The sequence below is a fragment of the Paraburkholderia sp. GAS82 genome, from assembly GCF_050436285.1.
GTDB classification, from domain to species: domain Bacteria; phylum Pseudomonadota; class Gammaproteobacteria; order Burkholderiales; family Burkholderiaceae; genus Paraburkholderia; species Paraburkholderia phenazinium_B.
The window spans coordinates 703,441-719,935 of the sequence record NZ_JBNDLX010000001.1; the positions used below are offsets into that span (position 1 = coordinate 703,441).

Genomic DNA, 16,495 nt, shown 5'->3' on the forward strand with positions numbered 1-16,495 from the left:
GGCCTAAGCGCGCCGCTTCTTGCTCAGCGTGATGGTTTCGAACAGCGTGTAGTTGGCCGTAGGCGTCTGATCCGCACCCGGCGCGTGATAGTAGTTCATCGTGATGATCGTCGTGCCGCCGTGCTCGCCCGGATCGTGATCGAACACGGCAATGCCATAACCCGTTCCCGTATCGCGTTGCGCCGACCAGATCGCATCTTCCAGCGCATCGGCGGGGTTGCGCACGAACGTGTTCGCAGTCGTGCCTGGGATGGGACGGTTCGGCCTGGTGAAGACCTTCGCTTGCGGCAAACCGTTCGTGTTGTCTTCGCCATAGACATCGAGTGGTGCGCTCGTGCCGCCGCCGCCGAGGATCAGGTGGATCGTGCCATGGCTGGTATCGAAAGTAGTGCTGGCCGGATCTGCCTGCGGCACGGGACGCGGTTGCAGCGTATCCACCACGGCGCCCGTGGTCGCATCCACGCCGGCGTTATGGTTGCAGCCGCGCACAGGATAGCTGCGTTCGTAGTCGTGGTCATGCCCGCATACCACGAGGTCGACACCGTAACGGTCGAATAGCGGCAGCCACGCCTCGCGAATGCCCTTGTCGGAACCATTGCCGGTCTTCGACGAAGTCAGCGCGTCCTGGTGCATCTGCACGACGATCCAGTCGATCTCGTGATCTTCCGATGCATGACGCAGCGTCTCTTCGAGCCAACGGGTCTGGATACCCTTGCTGTACCCACGCACGTAGAGCGACGTGCCCGCTTCGATCGGCGCATGACCTGTGCTGGCCACCGGCACCAGCGGATCAGGACCCGCCACGAAGGCCGCTGCGTCCTGATAGACCACGTCGTCAGCATCGAGCGAGATAAACAGTACCGAACTCACGCGAAAGCTGTACCAGTGACCGGCAAACTGCGTGCCGTTCTCCGGCAACGTGTAACGCGTCAGATACGAGGCGAGACCTTGCGGACCGTTATTGAATTCGAGTTCGTGATTGCCCGGACACGGCATCCACGGACGATTGGCCGCCGAGCTCTGGCAGTTGTTGCCGAAGTCGCGCCACACGTCGGGTTGATGCGTCGGGTTCAGGTTCGCGTAGCAGAGATCGCCGTTGAGCAGATGGAACAGCGGCTGGAAGCGTTCGACGGCCTGCACGGCAAAACGGCTTTGCGGATACGAGAGTACCCATTGGGTGTTGGGTGTGGCGAGATCCCCGTAGGTGGTCCAGCGAAACGGCGTGCGTCCGCGCGGCGCCGTCTGGAAGCTCGCGGTGAACGGTTGTGCGGCGTTGCTGTCGTTGTCGGCCGTGACCGTGTACTGATAAGTGTTCGCTGGCTTGAGGCCGCGCAGGCGGGCGTGATATGTGAACACCGTAGCGCCGTTTATGCCATCCGTATAAATGCGTTGCACGCCGTGCACGGTTTGCTGTGCCTCGCCTGCGGCGCCGAACTGCACCCGGGGGTTGGACGCCGTGGCAAGCGAGGCCCACGAGACCACCACCTCGCTCGTCGGATCGCTGCCCCAGGTCAGATGAATCTGCTCGGGCGTGCCGTCCGGATTCGTCGTGGCAGCCTTGCCCGTAGCGGCGAAGCTGCCGGTGGCGCCCGCCAGTCCGGAAGCGCCTGCGAGCTTGAGGAAGCCACGGCGCGAGACGGCCGCGAGGACATCGGCGGGGCGGGACGTGCTGGAAGCGGTGTCGGAAGCGAGATGGGCAGCGGGGGAGTTCTTGTTCGACATGTCGGTGCTCGGCCTGTGGGTTGGGAGGACAGCGCGCGGACGGCATCACTGGCCGGACTGCATAGGCAGCAGTCCAGCGCGGCTTGCCGTGACTCGAAGCGCGCAACCGCAACCACATTATTCGCAGAACTGTCTTTCCGTGTTGTGACAGCGCTGCCGGCACCACGCGTGCGACATCTGCGGATCGACCACTGATGTGCACATTGACGCCGGACATGCGGCCCGGCGCCAACCCTTCAGGCGAAGCTTTTAGTTGGCGTTAGCCTGCTTGCTGCCAAACGTCACGGTGATCGACGGCGCATACTGCGGCACCGTAATCATGGCGTCGTCGCTATCGCCATCGTCGCTGTTACCTGCTGCGAAGTGAAATTGCGGGCGCGGAATCTGCGTGGTCGCCGCCTTGATCGTCGTCGTGACGGGGTCGTAGCCTGACTTCTCGCATTTGATCTGCAGATCCGAGTCCGAGCGGCGCACGTCGACGCTATCCGGAGCGGTGACTGACCAGTCGCCCTTGCTGTTAGTCAATACGCATTTCGCATCGGCGACCGGCCCGTTGTTATCGACTACGGCGATCGACAGCGTCTCACGGTCCTTCTTCTCGCCGCCATTGTTCGAATTCGACGCGCCAGTCACGTTGACCGTGTTAGCGGACTGCAGGTTGCTGCTGGCACCGCCGACGTTGCCCGCGAAGGCGCCCAGGGAGATGAGAGAAACCGTTGCAGCAACAACGGCTTTAAGGCTCTTGTAAATTTTGGTTCTCCTTTGCTTTAACTGAAAGCGCGCAGTCAATCGCTTTGCGATGGCCGCCAGAGCGACGGCACCGCAGGACTCTATCACGCCTATTTAAAGCTTGAAATCGGCTAGCCGATCAGGAGAAACCGCTTAGACGCCGGTGCGCACGCCGACGCGATATTGCGTGACATGGCGGTATTCCATGCCGGGCCGTAGCACCACCTGTGCGTTGTCGGCCATATTGATCTGATTGGGAAAGCCGCCTGCTTCGAGGCAAAGTCCGGCGTACTTCGAATAGGTGTGGCCGCCGCGGCCTTGCTCGCCTTCGAGGTGATTGCCGGTATAAAACTGCAGGCCCCATTGATCGGTCAGGACGCTGAGCTCGCGTCCGCTCGCGGGCTCGTAGACACGTGCCACCTCGCGAACCGGCCGCGTGCTGTCTTTGACTTCAGGCAGTACGTAACAATGGTCAAAGCCAGCTGCGAGTGCGAGCTGGGTATTCGGCCAATCCAGGCGCGCACCGATCGGCGCGCTCTGGCGGAAATCGAATGCATTGCCGGCAACCTCTGCGCGGCGCGTGGGAATCATCTGCGCGTCGACCTCGAAAAAAGCTTCGGCGTCGATCGAGACCACATGACCGCGGACGTCGGCGGCGGCTTGGCCGGTCAGATTGAAATAGCCGTGGCTCGTCAGGTTGAGCGGCGTGGGTGCGTCGGTGATGGCTTCGTAGGCGATCGTCAACGTGCCCTCGTCATCGAGCGTGTAGCGGACCTGAACGCTCACGTGGCCCGGAAAGCCCGCATCGCCCTCAGGCGATTCAAGTCGCATGACGAGCGAGCCGTTGTCCTCGGCCGCCTCCCAGCACAGGCGATTGAAGCCGGTACTGCCTCCATGCAGCAGATTGTTGCCCTCGTTGCGGTCGAGCGTGTACTCGATGCCGTCCAGCGCGAAGCGTGCCGCCTCGATGCGGTTGGCCCAGCGCCCGATCAGGCCGCCCATGTAAGTTGTGGAGGCCAGGTACTCGGCGGGCGTATCGTGGCCGAGCAGGATATCGCCGAGCCGGCCGGCGCGGTCCGGCGCATGCCACGACACGAGGGTCGCGCCCAGGTCGCTGATACTGACCTTCATGCCATGCGCATTGCGCAGCGTGAAGAGCTGGACCGGGTCGCCGCCGGGCACATTGCCCCAGGGTTCGGTCGAGAAGCGTGCGTGACTGATCATATCGGCGAGAGAAAAAGATTGCGAAAGCGGGATTTCAAAAGCGCACGCAGAGCATACGCCGGTGTGACTGTGCCTAGCCTGGTGCAGCCGCGGACCTGGTACGTTCCTGATATTCCCGGGGCGTGCAGCCGAGCTCACGGCGAAACACCGCATACATGTACTGCAAGGACGTAAAGCCGCAACGGATCGCAACCTCCGCGCTCGAGGCGTCGCGTCTCGCGAGCATCGCCTTGGCGGCATCGAGCTTGTGACGCAGGATCTCCTGATGCACTGTACATTGCAATTCGCGCCGAAAATATTCTTCGAGCGACGAGCGCGACACGCCGACGTAATCGGCCACCTGTTCGGTGCGGATACCCTGGCAACCGTACTGGCGGATAAAGTGCCGCGCGCGCATCACATAAGGGCTCGTAAGCGGCTGGTGACGGGTCGATTCGAGCACGTTGATACCGACCGGCGGCACGCGGATGCGCCGGCCCGGAAAGCGCGCGCCGTGCAGCATCTGATGCAGCAGGTGAGCGGCAGTGCGACCCATTTCCTCGGTGCCCTGAATCACGGACGACAGCGGAATGCGTGTGAGAGTGCGGCTCAGCGGATCGTTGTCGATGCCGATGATCGAGACCTGTTCGGGCACGGCTATCCCGGCGGTCAGGCAGGCCTGCAGCAGTTGCCGTGCGCGGGCGTCGCTGACCGCGATGATGCCGACCGGTTTGGGCAGTTTTTCGAGCCAGCCCGTGAGCTGTTCGATGGCCTGGTTCCACGACGGTGCGCTGGTGGACAGGCCACGGTAGATCTCGTCGTCGATCTCCTCGGCGCTGCGGCCTTCGGCGGCGCGCAGGCTGACGAAGGCCAGCTCGCGCTGCTGCGCCCAGCGGTTCTCCGGCGCCTGCGGCAGGCTATAGAGCGCGAAGTGCGGCAAGCCCGCACCGATCAGATGGGTATAGGCGAGCGAGACGAGCTGGGTGTTATCCGTCGCGATGTAGGGCAGTTCGGGCGGGTAGTGCGTCTCGTCCTCGTACGACGAACCGACCGCCACCACCGGCAGCGGGCAGCCGCGCAGCGCTTCGCAGACTGCGGGGTCGTCGAAGTCCGCGATGATGCCGTCGCCGTCGAAGCGCTCGATGCCTGTCAGCCGGCAGCGAAAGTCTTCTTCGAGAAACAGGTCCCACGCAACGCGGGTGGAGAGCAGGTAATTGCCAATGCCGCTAATGATCTGGCGGTCATACACCTTGTTCGCGTTGAACAGCAGCGCGATCCGATGGGGTCTTTGCGGCGTCTGGGGGCGGGTCATCGTCGATGGCGCGGCGGCGTGGCGAGCCGGCGGGCCATTGTCTCCATATGGGGCGCGGCTAGCCTGGCCGAGCCGGTTTTTAAGTGTCCGGTTATTTTAGGCCCGGATTGCATTGCGTGTGCACGCCAATAGCGCGGGCGGTGAGAAACATTAACCATGCTGCGCAATTTCGCAATTGCGGGCACAGGCCGCGCGCGGCAGCATGGCGACAGCTTGTCGAACCCGGCCAGGCGCTGCCGCACGGGTTGCACTGCAACAATTAATGGAGACACTCATGTCCTACTTCGAACACATTCCCGCCGTTCGCTACGAAGGTCCGCAATCGGACAATCCGCTCGCTTTCCATCACTACGACCGCACTAAACGTGTGCTCGGCAAGACGCTCGAAGAGCATCTGCGCATTGCCGTGTGCTACTGGCATACGTTCGTATGGCCGGGTGTCGATATCTTCGGGCAGGGCACCTTCGTGCGTCCGTGGCAGCAGCCCGGCGACGCCATGGAGCGCGCGCATCAGAAGGCCGACGCCGCGTTCGAGTTCTTCTCGAAGCTCGGTACCCCTTACTATACATTCCATGATACCGACGTGGCTCCGGAAGGCGCGAGCATCAAGGAGTACAGCGAGAATTTCACGCGCATCAGCGACTATCTGGCGCGCAAGCAGCAGGATACCGGCGTCAAGCTTCTGTGGGGCACGGCCAACCTGTTCTCACATCCGCGCTATGCGGGCGGCGCGGCAACCAGCCCGAACCCCGATGTGTTTGCGTTTGCCGCCACCCAGGTACGCCATGCGCTCGACGCCACGCAACGGCTCGGCGGAGAGAACTATGTGCTGTGGGGCGGCCGCGAAGGCTACGACACGCTACTCAATACCGACCTGGTGCGCGAGCGCGATCAGTTTGCGCGGTTTCTCAACATGGTGGTCGAGCATAAGCACAAGATCGGCTTCAAGGGTACGCTGCTCATCGAGCCGAAGCCGCAGGAGCCGACCAAGCATCAATACGATTACGACGTCGCCGCCGTGCATGGGTTTCTCACGCAATACGGCCTGCAGAACGAGATCCGCGTCAATATCGAGGCCAATCATGCGACGCTGGCGGGGCACTCGTTCCATCACGAGATCGCCACGGCGTTTGCACTCGGCATTTTCGGCAGCGTGGATGCCAACCGCGGGGATCCGCAAAACGGCTGGGACACAGACCAGTTTCCGAATAGCGTCGAGGAACTGACGCTCGCGCTTTATGAAATCCTCCGGCACGGCGGTTTTTCGACCGGCGGGATGAACTTCGACTCCAAGGTGCGGCGTCAGAGCGTCGATGCGGAAGACTTGTTCTTCGGGCATATCGGCGCGATCGACAACCTCGCGCTCGCGGTCGAGCGGGCTGCCGTGCTGATCGAAAACGACCGGCTCGAAAAGTTCAAGCGCGAGCGTTACGCCGGCTGGGAGACGGAGTTCGGCCGCAAAATCCTTTCTGGCGGCTATTCGCTGTCGGAGCTTGCTGGCGACGCGGTCGGCCGCGGGGTCAACCCGCAGCACGCGAGCGGCCAGCAGGAGCGGCTGGAAAACATCGTCAACCAGGCTGTCTACGGTCTGCGCTGAGCGCGCGACGCGGCGTGGCGCTGCGTTAAAGCGCCGTGCCGTGCGCGATGACGTGGAACACGCAGAGCCCACTCGATGGGCATGAAAAAACGTTAGGACGACTGGCCAGTTTCGCAATCGCGCAGCCGTTGGCGATTGCGCATACTGGCGCAAAACGAGGATGGAGACATGTTCATCGGTATCGACCTCGGCACGTCAGGCGTCAAGGCCGTGCTACTCGACCGCGATGGCCGCGTACGCTGCACGGCGGCGCACGCGCTGACCGTCAGCCGGCCACAGCCGCGCTGGTCTGAACAGGATCCGCACGACTGGTGGAATGCCACCAGGGCGGCGGTTGGCGATCTGCTCGAACAGGCGCGCGCCGCCGGGATTGGCGCAACGCAGATCGAGGCACTCGGTCTGACGGGCCAGATGCACGGCGCAACGCTGCTCGACGCGCAAGGCGACGTATTGCGACCGGCGATTCTATGGAACGACGGACGTTCGGATGCCGAATGCCGCGAACTCGAAACAGCCGTGCCGCAACTTCGAACGGTGGCAGGAAATCTTGCCATGCCAGGGTTCACGGCGCCCAAACTGCTCTGGGTCCGCAAACACGAACCAGAGATTTTTTCCCGCATCGCCAAGGTGCTTCTGCCGAAAGACTATCTGCGCTATTGCCTGACCGGCGGCTTCGCCACCGATCCTTCCGATGCTGCAGGTACGCTCTGGCTCGATGTGGCGCAGCGCGACTATAGCGGCGCGTTGCTGTCCGCCTGCGGACTCACGCGTGAGCAGATGCCCGAAGTGTTCGAAGGCAACCGCGTGACGGGCACGCTCAAAGCCGAACTCGCACGCGAATGGGGACTCGGTGAGATTCCCGTGATCGCAGGCGGCGGCGACAACGCGGCCGGTGCCGTGGGCGTGGGTATCGTCAAGCCGAAGCAGGCGATGCTTTCGCTCGGCACATCCGGTGTGTATTTCGCGGTCTCCGACGGCTTCCTCGCCAACCCTGCGTCAGCAGTCCATAGCTTCTGTCATGCCTTGCCGCAGACCTGGCATCTGATGTCGGTGATGCTCAACGCTGCCGGTTGCCTCGATTTCACTGCACAACTGACGGGCTACGCCGATGTGGCCGCACTGCTCGCCGATGCCGAAGCTCAGGCACGCGACCGGCGGCCGTGGTTTCTGCCGTATCTGACCGGCGAGCGCACGCCGCACAACAACGTCAACGCGAAGGGCGTGTTCTATGGCCTCGCGCCGCAGACCAGCCGTGCGGATCTGGCGAACGCCACGCTCGAAGGCGTCGGCTTTGCCTTGCTCGACGGCATGGATGCACTGCACGCTGCCGGTCTCGTGCCTGACGATATTTCGGTAATCGGTGGCGGCTCGCGCAGCGCTTACTGGACCCAGATGCTGGCGGATGTCTCCGGGCGTCCGCTGACCTTGCGTGCGGGCGGTGAGGTTGGGCCGGCGCTGGGCGCGGCACGGCTTGCGCATCTGGCGCTCGAACCTGGTGCGCCGCTTGAGGCTATCTGCCCGACGCCGGAAATTCTCGCCGTACGTGAACCTGACATGGTGCGTCACGCGTGGTATCGCAATGAACGTCGTCCGACGTTTCATGCGCTGTACCGGGCACTTGAGCCTGTGTTTGCCGCAGACGCGTAGTGCGGAGCGCCTGAGTCTCATGTCTGATGCCTGGTCGCGGCGAGACGTCGCGCGGTGAGGTGTTGCCCGGTGAGATCTCGCGGAGGGAAGCGTCGCCTTGGTGAAAACGTCGCCCGCCAGGACGTCGAATAGAAGAGCTTAAAGCAATGCGCAGCCGCAATGGCCGCGCCGGTAAGGGGTACTAAGGGGTAGTCCATCGTTAGTCGTGTATCCGGCCGCGCGGTTCGCCGCGCAGGCCGTTAGCCCGGTGTTGCCGGTTATAAAAGAGAGGAGTGAGACATGAAATTTTCAACGCGTCGTTCCGTTTTGAGTTCACTGGTGTGCGGAGCCGTGCTCGCCAGTTTGTCGCTCGCTGCACCGCTGGCGCATGCAAGCAAGGATCATCCGGAAATCGGTTTCTGTATCGACGACCTGCGCGTCGAACGCTGGTCGCGCGACCGCGATTATTTCGTGGCCGCAGCCGAAAAACTCGGCGCCAAGGTCTCGGTTCAGTCAGCCGATGCGAGTGAAGAGCGGCAGATCTCGCAGATCGAAAACCTGATCTCGCGCGGCGTCGATGTGATCGTGATCGTGCCGTTCAATTCGAAGACGCTCGGCAATGTGGTGGCCGAAGCGAAGAAGGCAGGCATCAAGGTCGTGTCGTACGACCGGCTGATTCTCGATGCCGATATCGACGCCTACATCTCGTTCGACAACGAGAAGGTCGGCGAATTGCAGGCCCAGGGCGTCTACAACGCGCAACCGAAGGGCAACTACTTCATGCTCGGAGGTGCGCCCACGGACAACAACGCCAAGATGCTGCGTGAAGGTCAGATGAAGATCCTCAAACCTGCTATCGACCGCGGCGATATCAAGGTGGTCGGTCAGCAGTGGGTGCCGGAGTGGAGTGCGTCCACGGCCCTGCGCATCATGGAAGATGCGCTGACCGCGAACAACAACAAGATCGATGCCGTGGTGGCGTCGAACGACGGCACGGCGGGCGGTGCGATCCAGGCGCTGGCAGCGCAGCACATGGCTGGCAAGGTGCCGGTATCGGGCCAGGACGCGGACCTCGCAGCCGTCAGGCGTCTGATTGACGGCACGCAGACGATGACCGTCTACAAGCCGCTCAAGCTGATCGCCAGCCAGGCCGCGAACCTTGCCGTGCAACTCGCGAAGGGCGACAAGCCTGCCTACAACGCGCAGTACGACAACGGCAAGAAGAAGGTCGACACCATTCTGCTACAGCCGACGCTGTTGACCAAGAGCAATGTGGATGTCGTCATAAAGGACGGCTTCTACACTCAGGCGCAGCTCGCGAGCCAGTAAGCAGGTCAATGAGTGGGCCAATGAATGGGCCCATAAGCGGGACCGCGCGCGATGGCGCCTGTTGCGTGTTGAGCGCAACCGCGTCGTCGCGCGCTTTGCAGCGAGGCAAAAGCGAATGACGCAATCTTTGCTGGCGATGCACGGCATCGTCAAAGCGTTTTCCGGCGTGAAGGCTCTGGACGGTATCGATCTGGCCGTGTCGCCGGGCGAATGCGTCGGCCTGTGCGGCGAGAACGGCGCGGGCAAATCGACGCTGATGAAGGTGCTGTCCGGGGTCTATCCGTACGGCACTTGGGATGGCGAGATCCTCTGGGAAGGGCAGCCGCTGAAGGCCATGAACGTGCGCGACACGGAGCGCGCCGGGATCGTGATCATCCACCAGGAGTTGATGCTGGTGCCGGAGCTCTCGGTGGCGGAGAACATCTTTCTTGGCAATGAGATCACGTTGCCGGGCGGCCGCATGAACTACGCCGCGATGTTCCAGCGCGCCGACGAACTGCTGCGCGAGCTGCATATCGAAGGCATCAATGTGGCGCAGCCGGTGATGAACTACGGCGGCGGCCATCAACAGCTGATCGAGATCGCCAAGGCGCTCAACAAGCGTGCGAAGCTGCTGATTCTCGACGAACCGTCGTCGTCTCTCACCAGTTCGGAAACGCAGATTCTGCTGGACATCGTGCGCGATCTGAAGCGGCGCGGTGTGGCCTGCGTGTATATCTCGCACAAGCTCGACGAAGTGGAAGCCGTCTGCGACACCATTACCGTGATCCGCGATGGCCGGCATGTCGCCACCGAACCGATGCGCGCGCTGACCACCGACCGCATCATCGCGATGATGGTGGGCCGCGAGATTACCAATCTGTTTCCGCGCGAGCCGCGGCCACTCGGCGACGTGATCTTCGAGGCACGCCACGTGACGTGTTTCGACGTGACCAATCCGCGCCGCAAACGGGTCGACGATGTGTCGTTCACCTTAAGACGCGGCGAGATACTCGGCGTGGCGGGCCTGGTGGGAGCGGGGCGCACGGAGCTGATGCAGGCGATCTTCGGCGCCTATCCCGGCGTGAGCGAGGCAACGGTGCTGCTCGACGGTAAGCCCCTGAAAATACGCGCACCGGCCGATGCGATTCGCGCCGGCATCGGCATGGTGCCCGAGGATCGCAAGCGCCACGGCATCGTGCCGCACCTGAGCGTGGGGCACAACATCACGCTGTCGGTGTTGCAGCGCTTTGCCAGGGGCGCGCGAATCGATTCGGCGGCCGAGCTCGACACCATTCATACGGAGATGAAGCGGCTCTCGGTGCGCGCGGCGCATCCGATGCTGTCGATTGCGAGCCTCTCTGGCGGCAACCAGCAGAAGGCCGTGCTTACCCGCATGCTGCTAACCGATCCGAAGGTGCTGATCCTCGACGAGCCGACCCGCGGCGTCGACGTCGGTGCCAAATACGAAATCTACAAACTGATCGTGCAACTCGCGCACCGCGGCATGTCGATCGTGATGGTGTCGTCGGAGATGCCCGAGGTACTGGGCATCAGCGATCGCGTGCTGGTGATCGGCGAGGGCGAATTGCGAGGCGATTTCATCAACGACGGCCTCACGCAAGAAGATATTCTCACGGCGGCGATCCGTCCGGTGCAGCGAACCACGAACCCAACCGAAGCGAGCGCAGCATGACTCCCGACGTCACTTCCCAACCTCCCAAAGACGCTGCGGCGAACGCTTCGTTCGGCGGCGCGCAGCGCGTGCAGCAACTGTTCGCACGCTACAAGATTCTCGCGCTGCTGTTCGCGGTAGCAGCAATCTGGATCTTTTTCTCGTTCCTCACCAGCGGCGCGTTCATCACGCCGCGCAATCTGTCGAATCTGCTGCGGCAGATGTCGATCACCGGGATGCTGGCGTGCGGCATGGTGTTCGTCATCATTGCGGGCGAGATCGATTTGTCGGTGGGCTCGCTGCTCGGTCTGCTCGGCGGCGTCGCGGCGATTCTCGACGTCAACCGGCATTGGCCAATCGGTGTCACCGCGCCGGTGGTGATGGTGCTCGGTGTGCTGGTGGGACTCTTCAACGGCTGGTGGTCGACGTACCGGCGCGTGCCGTCGTTTATCGTGGGCCTTGGCGGCATGCTGGCGTATCGCGGCATTCTGCTCGGCGTGACGGGCGGTTCCACCATCGCACCGGTGTCCGACAGCTTTGTGTTCGTCGGACAGGGCTATTTGCCGCAGTTTGCGGGCGATACGCTTGCGGTCGTGCTGTTTGCGTTGCTGGCGCTCCTGACCGTGCGGCAGCGGCGCAACCGTCAACGCTACCAGTTGCCAGTCGTACCCGTCTGGCAGGACGCGGCGAAGATCGTAGGCGCCGGGGTGATCCTGCTGGCGTTCGTGGCGACGCTCGACCGCTACGGCGGCATTCCCGTGCCGGTGCTGTTGCTGCTGGCGTTGCTCGGCATCTTTACGTGGATCGCCACGCAAACCGTGTTCGGCCGACGCATTTATGCCGTCGGTTCGAACCTCGAGGCGACGCGGCTATCAGGCGTGAACACGAACCGGGTGAAGCTGGCGATTTTCGCGCTGATGGGGCTGATGTGCGCGTTCGGCGGCATCGTCAATACGGCGCGCCTGGCGGCGGGCTCGCCCTCGGCGGGATCGATGGGCGAGCTCGATGCGATTGCGGCGTGCTTTATCGGCGGTACGTCGATGCGTGGCGGCTCCGGGACGGTGTACGGGGCCTTGATCGGCGCGCTGGTGATGGCGAGTCTCGACAACGGCATGTCCATGCTCGACGTGGATGCCTATTGGCAGATGATCGTCAAAGGCAGCATCCTCGTGCTGGCGGTGTGGATCGATGTGGTGTCGGGATCGAACCGGCGGTGATACGCGCATGAGGCATAGCGAGTGCGCGTAGCATGATGCGGTGCAACGGATTGTCGAACGGCACGCGCCGGGCGTCTGCATGGCGTGCCGCGCGAACGCCGGTGATACGCGTGTAAGCATAACGTCAACTTCTGCACCTGCCGCTCACGCAATCACTGCGCCTCAAGCGGTCTTAGTGGCCTTTCATGGCGGCTTTTTGCGTCATTTCGCCGGTCTTCCCCGTTCTCGGGACAAACAGCCATTGCCAGCGCGCGCGGCGTGTTTTACCTTTGTGCGGATCATCATTTGCCCGCCGCGTCATGTTCGTCCCTACCGAAGCTCCGTCGCCGTTCCAGTTGCGCAAGGCCAGCATGGACGACTTCGCGTTCGCCGAAGCGCTGACGCGCAACAACATGGGCGGCTACTACAAACGGCACCACCTCGTCTGGCGCAGCGATCTGTTTCTTGGAAGCTGGCGCGAGTCGGAAAACTACATTCTCGAAATGGACGGTCACGCAGCCGGCGTGCTGCGTATCACGGAGGAGGGCGACTCGCTGCATATCCGTGACGTGCAGATCGCCGATGGCTACCGGCGCCGAGGCGCGGGCACCTATATGCTGGAGATCTCGCATCAATGGGCGCGTGAGCGAGGTTTGCGCGAGCTGCAACTGCGAGTGTTCGTCGACAATCCCGCTGCGCGGCTTTATCTGCGCATGGGTTACAAGCTTGCCGGGCCGCGCCTGGCGCAACTGGGCGCGATTCGCCACCTGGCGAGGCGCGTTTAGCGTGTAGCGGGCGGCGTTGCCGCTCGCGCCGGTTGGGGTACCGCTCAAAGTCCCGCTTGCCTGGTTTCTGTAGCAAGTCGTTTATTCAGCGCCAGTCAACGGTCGAACTCCGGCGCATCCGCCATCTGCGCGCCATCCGGCAAGTCATCCTCACTGGCTTCTGCACCGCGCTCGCTCTCGACGCGTTCCGCACCCCGCTCCATGAACGCGCGTGGACTCCTGCCGAACGCGCGCCGGAACATCGCCGAAAACGCGCTCTGGCTCTGATAACCCAGCTCCTGCGCGACGTGCGCAAGTGGCCTGCCTTGGCTCAACAGCGGAATCGCGCGGGCGAGCAGCGCCTGCTGACGCCACTGCGAAAAGCTGACGCCCAGCTCCTGACGGAACAGCCGCGCAATCGTGCGGGTACTCGCGCCGACACTCGCGGCCCACTGTTCGAGCGAATCCGTATTGGCGGGGTTGGCAATCACCGCTTCGCACAGCGCGCGCAGGCGCTTTTCGTTGGGCATCGGCACAGACAGCGGCAGCGGCTCGGAGCGGGTCAGCTCGTCGAGCGCCAGCGCTCCGAGCACCTGTTCGCGGGTCGCCGAGAGGCCGGGTTCATCGAGCGCGGCGATGACTTCGCGCAACAGATTCGATACTTCGACGACGCGGCATGCGTCGAGTCCCGGCGGCGCCGCGTGTTCGTCGATATACAGCGTCCGCAAGAACGCCTCCTCGACGATGACCACCTCATGCGTCACGTGCGGCGGCATCCAGATCGCGCGCGACGGCGGCACCATCCACGTGGTGCCCTGCGTGCCGACGCGCAGCACGCCGCGCGATGCATACGCAACCTGGGCCCAGGCATGGGTGTGACGGGCGATGTGCACGCCGGCCGCCATGGGCCGTGAGCGCACGCGGATCGGATGGGTACGGGTTGGCGCGAACTCCGGCGGAATATCGGAGAACTCGACCTGAGTCGAAAGCGGGAGAGCGTCTGATGCATTCATGACGGCGACACCGGGCGGAACCCGGAACGGTTTGTTGGCTCCCATTGTAGGGCGTTGCGCGGCAAGACTCTTAAGCGGTGATTTTTTCGCGGACCGCTGGCGATGATGGCGCAGGCATAATGCATCCGATCCGTTTCGCCGGGCGAGAAGAGGCATCAGTGGCCCCGGCTTAATTCAAGCGAGAGGATTCCCTACGATGCAGAAGGTTTTCGTGTACGGCACCTTGCGGGCCGGCGAGATCAACGACATCAGCCAGGCCGCTGCCCGGCACGACATTGCTGAGCCCACGCTGCTCGGTACGGCCACGGTGCGCGGCCGTCTGTTCGACTTCGGCGCCTACCCCGGGCTCGTGCCCAGCGAGGCGGGTTCGCCCGTGCATGGCGATGTCTATGAAATCGATCCGGATCTGGTCGCCGTGCTCGATGAAATCGAGGAGATTTATCCGGGTGTCGAAGGCCTGTTTCTGGCCCGTGAGGTGACGGTCGACGTGGACGGCGTACCGCTTGCCTGCCGCTTCTACCCGGTCACGGAACGAGCGGTGGAGGGCTTGCCCGAGATTCGTTCGGGCGACTGGGTTGCGTATCGCCGCTCGCGTTAGAACGCTCGCACGAGTCGCACTCGCCGCCATAAAAAAACGGCCCGGCAAGCCTGAGCCTGCTGGGCCGTCCGGTCGGTCAGCCTTGCGAACCGCGCTGCTGCATTGGGCAGCAGCGCGGCATGGAAACGTACTTCAGATCTCTTCGTACAGCGGCAGCGTCAGGAAGTCGGTGAACTGCTCCGAGGTCGACATCTCCTCAAAGATTTCCGCCGCGCGGTCATACGGTTGCGTATCGCCGCCCACCGCCTGCTTCACCTTCCCGAGTTCCTGCTTCGACAGTTCGCGCACCAGTTCTGCGGTGACCTTGCGGCCGTCGTCGAGCGCGCCCTTCGGCGAGCGAATCCATTGCCACACCTGCGAGCGCGAAATTTCCGCGGTAGCGGCGTCTTCCATCAGGTTGTGGATCGGCACGCAGCCATTGCCCGCGAGCCACGAGCCGAGGTAGTGAATCCCCACGTTGATGTTGTTGCGCAGACCCGCTTCGGTGATCGGCGCTTCCGGACGGAAGTCGGTCAGATCCCTGGCGCTTACTTCGACATCGGTGCGTTGCTTGCCGATCTGGTTCGGCTGGTCGCCCAATACCTTGACGAACTCTTCCATCGCGATCGGCACGAGACCCGGGTGCGCGACCCAGCCGCCGTCGTAACCGTCGCCGGCATCGCGCGCCTTGTCCGAGCGCACACCGCCCATAGCCTTGTCGTTTGCGGCCGGATCGTTCTTGATCGGAATCAGCGCGCTCATGCCGCCGATGGCCGGCGCATTGCGACGATGGCACGTCTTCAGCAACAACAGCGCATAAGCACGCATGAACGGCGACGTCATGGTGATCTGCGAGCGGTCGGCGAGGCAGAAATCGCGGTCGCTCTTGAACTTCTTGATGGCTGAAAATATGTAGTCCCAACGGCCGGCGTTCAGCCCCGAGCTGTGCTCGCGCAGTTCGTACAGGATCTCGTCCATTTCGAACGCGGCGAGGATCGTTTCGATCAGCACCGTTGCGCGGATCGTGCCGCGCGGCACGCCGACCGCTTCCTGTGCGGCAACGAAGATCTCGTTCCACAGACGCGCTTCGAGATGGCTCTCCATCTTCGGCAGATAGAAGTAAGGCCCTGAGCCGCGTGCGACCAGTTCCTTCGCGTTGTGGAACAGGAACAGTGCGAAATCGAAAATGCCGCCCGAGACGCGCTGACCGTCGACCTTCACATGCTTCTCGTCGAGGTGCCAGCCGCGCGGACGCACGATCAGCGTCGCAACCTTGTCGTTGAGCCTGTACGACTTGCCGTTCTGTTCGAGCGAGATGGTCCGGCGCACGGCGTCCTTCAGATTGATGTGGCCGGTGATCTGGTTGTCCCAGCTCGGTGCGTTCGAATCTTCGAAGTCGGTCATGTACGAATCCGCGCCGGAATTCAGCGCGTTGATGATCATCTTGCGCTCGACCGGCCCGGTGATTTCCACGCGGCGGCATTGCAGGTCTTGCGGCAGCGGCGCGATCTTCCAGTCGCCTTCGCGGATGCTCTTCGTTTCGGCGAGGAAGTCCGGACGCTCGCCGGCATCGAGCCGTTTGGTGCGTTCGACGCGAGCTTTCAGCAGCGCCTGGCGACGCGGCTCGAACGTGCGATGCAGCGCGGCGACGAGTTCGAGCGCGTCGCGGGTGAGGATCGCTTCATAGCCGGGCTTGATCTCGCCGGTAATTTCCATGCCCTGCGGCAACTGCGATGAAAGCGGATTCGCCATGTTTTCTCCTTGGTCGGTCAG

General features: G+C 63.0%; 13 protein-coding genes. 7 read left to right on the forward strand and 6 right to left on the reverse strand.

The genetic code is table 11. The features are described from left to right. Positions 1-3: 3 nt before the first annotated feature. The 4 genes from P3T17_RS03115 to P3T17_RS03130 all read right to left on the reverse strand — a co-directional run bounded on the left by P3T17_RS03115 (position 4) and on the right by P3T17_RS03130 (position 4,966). Positions 4-1,722 (reverse strand): fibronectin type III domain-containing protein, encoded by a 1,719-nt coding sequence (locus P3T17_RS03115; RefSeq protein WP_429404647.1) that lies wholly within the window; start codon positions 1,720-1,722, stop codon positions 4-6. A 249-nt stretch (positions 1,723-1,971) separates the two neighbouring features. Further along, on the reverse strand, positions 1,972-2,511 hold the full coding sequence (locus P3T17_RS03120) for a hypothetical protein (RefSeq protein ID WP_429404649.1): 540 nt from the start codon (positions 2,509-2,511) through the stop codon (positions 1,972-1,974). Between the two features lie 93 nt (positions 2,512-2,604). Further along, positions 2,605-3,675: an aldose epimerase family protein gene (locus P3T17_RS03125; RefSeq protein WP_074264240.1), complete on the reverse strand. Its 1,071-nt coding sequence runs from the start codon at positions 3,673-3,675 to the stop codon at positions 2,605-2,607. 73 nt (positions 3,676-3,748) lie between these two features. Further along, a complete protein-coding gene (locus P3T17_RS03130; protein ID WP_074264241.1) occupies positions 3,749-4,966 on the reverse strand; it encodes a XylR family transcriptional regulator in 1,218 nt (405 codons plus the stop codon). A 274-nt stretch (positions 4,967-5,240) separates the two neighbouring features. On the opposite strand from P3T17_RS03130, the gene xylA reads away from it, so the two are divergent. From xylA to P3T17_RS03160, 6 genes are all read left to right on the forward strand, one after another. After that, a complete protein-coding gene (gene xylA, locus P3T17_RS03135) occupies positions 5,241-6,563 on the forward strand; it encodes a xylose isomerase (RefSeq protein WP_429404650.1) in 1,323 nt (440 codons plus the stop codon). Between the two features lie 168 nt (positions 6,564-6,731). Further along, the gene (xylB, locus tag P3T17_RS03140; RefSeq protein ID WP_429404653.1) at positions 6,732-8,210 is read left to right on the forward strand and encodes a xylulokinase; all 1,479 of its coding nucleotides are present in this window, start codon (positions 6,732-6,734) and stop codon (positions 8,208-8,210) included. Between the two features lie 279 nt (positions 8,211-8,489). Next, positions 8,490-9,518: a D-xylose ABC transporter substrate-binding protein gene (gene xylF, locus P3T17_RS03145; RefSeq protein ID WP_122155180.1), complete on the forward strand. Its 1,029-nt coding sequence runs from the start codon at positions 8,490-8,492 to the stop codon at positions 9,516-9,518. 115 nt (positions 9,519-9,633) lie between these two features. Then, complete coding sequence (gene xylG / locus P3T17_RS03150; protein WP_429404655.1) at positions 9,634-11,193, forward strand: D-xylose ABC transporter ATP-binding protein; 1,560 nt, start codon at positions 9,634-9,636, stop codon at positions 11,191-11,193. After that, entirely contained in the window at positions 11,190-12,389 is a 1,200-nt protein-coding gene (locus P3T17_RS03155) for a sugar ABC transporter permease (protein ID WP_429404656.1), read from the forward strand. The genes xylG and P3T17_RS03155 overlap by 4 nt, the downstream gene beginning before the upstream one ends. Before the next feature lie 299 nt (positions 12,390-12,688). Further along, the gene (locus P3T17_RS03160) at positions 12,689-13,153 is read left to right on the forward strand and encodes a GNAT family N-acetyltransferase (RefSeq protein WP_074264247.1); all 465 of its coding nucleotides are present in this window, start codon (positions 12,689-12,691) and stop codon (positions 13,151-13,153) included. A gap of 95 nt (positions 13,154-13,248) precedes the next feature. On the opposite strand, the gene P3T17_RS03165 is transcribed toward P3T17_RS03160, so the two are convergent. Then, positions 13,249-14,145, reverse strand: a complete 897-nt coding sequence (locus P3T17_RS03165) for an AraC family transcriptional regulator (protein WP_429287126.1) — start codon at positions 14,143-14,145, stop codon at positions 13,249-13,251. Between the two features lie 196 nt (positions 14,146-14,341). On the opposite strand from P3T17_RS03165, the gene P3T17_RS03170 reads away from it, so the two are divergent. After that, entirely contained in the window at positions 14,342-14,743 is a 402-nt protein-coding gene (locus P3T17_RS03170) for a gamma-glutamylcyclotransferase family protein (RefSeq protein WP_074264248.1), read from the forward strand. Positions 14,744-14,875: 132 nt separating this feature from the next. On the opposite strand, the gene aceB is transcribed toward P3T17_RS03170, so the two are convergent. Continuing rightward, entirely contained in the window at positions 14,876-16,474 is a 1,599-nt protein-coding gene (aceB, locus tag P3T17_RS03175; RefSeq protein ID WP_429404658.1) for a malate synthase A, read from the reverse strand. Positions 16,475-16,495: the final 21 nt, after the last annotated feature.

What these genes read in the sequence shown, in the direction of transcription:
- P3T17_RS03115 (WP_429404647.1), bottom strand. Translation starts at nt 1,722, where the DNA reads ATGTCGAACAAGAACTCCCCCGCTGCCCATCTCGCTTCCGACACCGCT.
- P3T17_RS03125 (WP_074264240.1), bottom strand. Translation starts at nt 3,675, where the DNA reads ATGATCAGTCACGCACGCTTCTCGACCGAACCCTGGGGCAATGTGCCC.
- P3T17_RS03130 (WP_074264241.1), bottom strand. Translation starts at nt 4,966, where the DNA reads ATGACCCGCCCCCAGACGCCGCAAAGACCCCATCGGATCGCGCTGCTG.
- xylA (WP_429404650.1), top strand. Translation starts at nt 5,241, where the DNA reads ATGTCCTACTTCGAACACATTCCCGCCGTTCGCTACGAAGGTCCGCAA.
- xylB (WP_429404653.1), top strand. Translation starts at nt 6,732, where the DNA reads ATGTTCATCGGTATCGACCTCGGCACGTCAGGCGTCAAGGCCGTGCTA.
- xylF (WP_122155180.1), top strand. Translation starts at nt 8,490, where the DNA reads ATGAAATTTTCAACGCGTCGTTCCGTTTTGAGTTCACTGGTGTGCGGA.
- xylG (WP_429404655.1), top strand. Translation starts at nt 9,634, where the DNA reads ATGACGCAATCTTTGCTGGCGATGCACGGCATCGTCAAAGCGTTTTCC.
- P3T17_RS03155 (WP_429404656.1), top strand. Translation starts at nt 11,190, where the DNA reads ATGACTCCCGACGTCACTTCCCAACCTCCCAAAGACGCTGCGGCGAAC.
- P3T17_RS03160 (WP_074264247.1), top strand. Translation starts at nt 12,689, where the DNA reads ATGTTCGTCCCTACCGAAGCTCCGTCGCCGTTCCAGTTGCGCAAGGCC.
- P3T17_RS03165 (WP_429287126.1), bottom strand. Translation starts at nt 14,145, where the DNA reads ATGAATGCATCAGACGCTCTCCCGCTTTCGACTCAGGTCGAGTTCTCC.
- P3T17_RS03170 (WP_074264248.1), top strand. Translation starts at nt 14,342, where the DNA reads ATGCAGAAGGTTTTCGTGTACGGCACCTTGCGGGCCGGCGAGATCAAC.
- aceB (WP_429404658.1), bottom strand. Translation starts at nt 16,474, where the DNA reads ATGGCGAATCCGCTTTCATCGCAGTTGCCGCAGGGCATGGAAATTACC.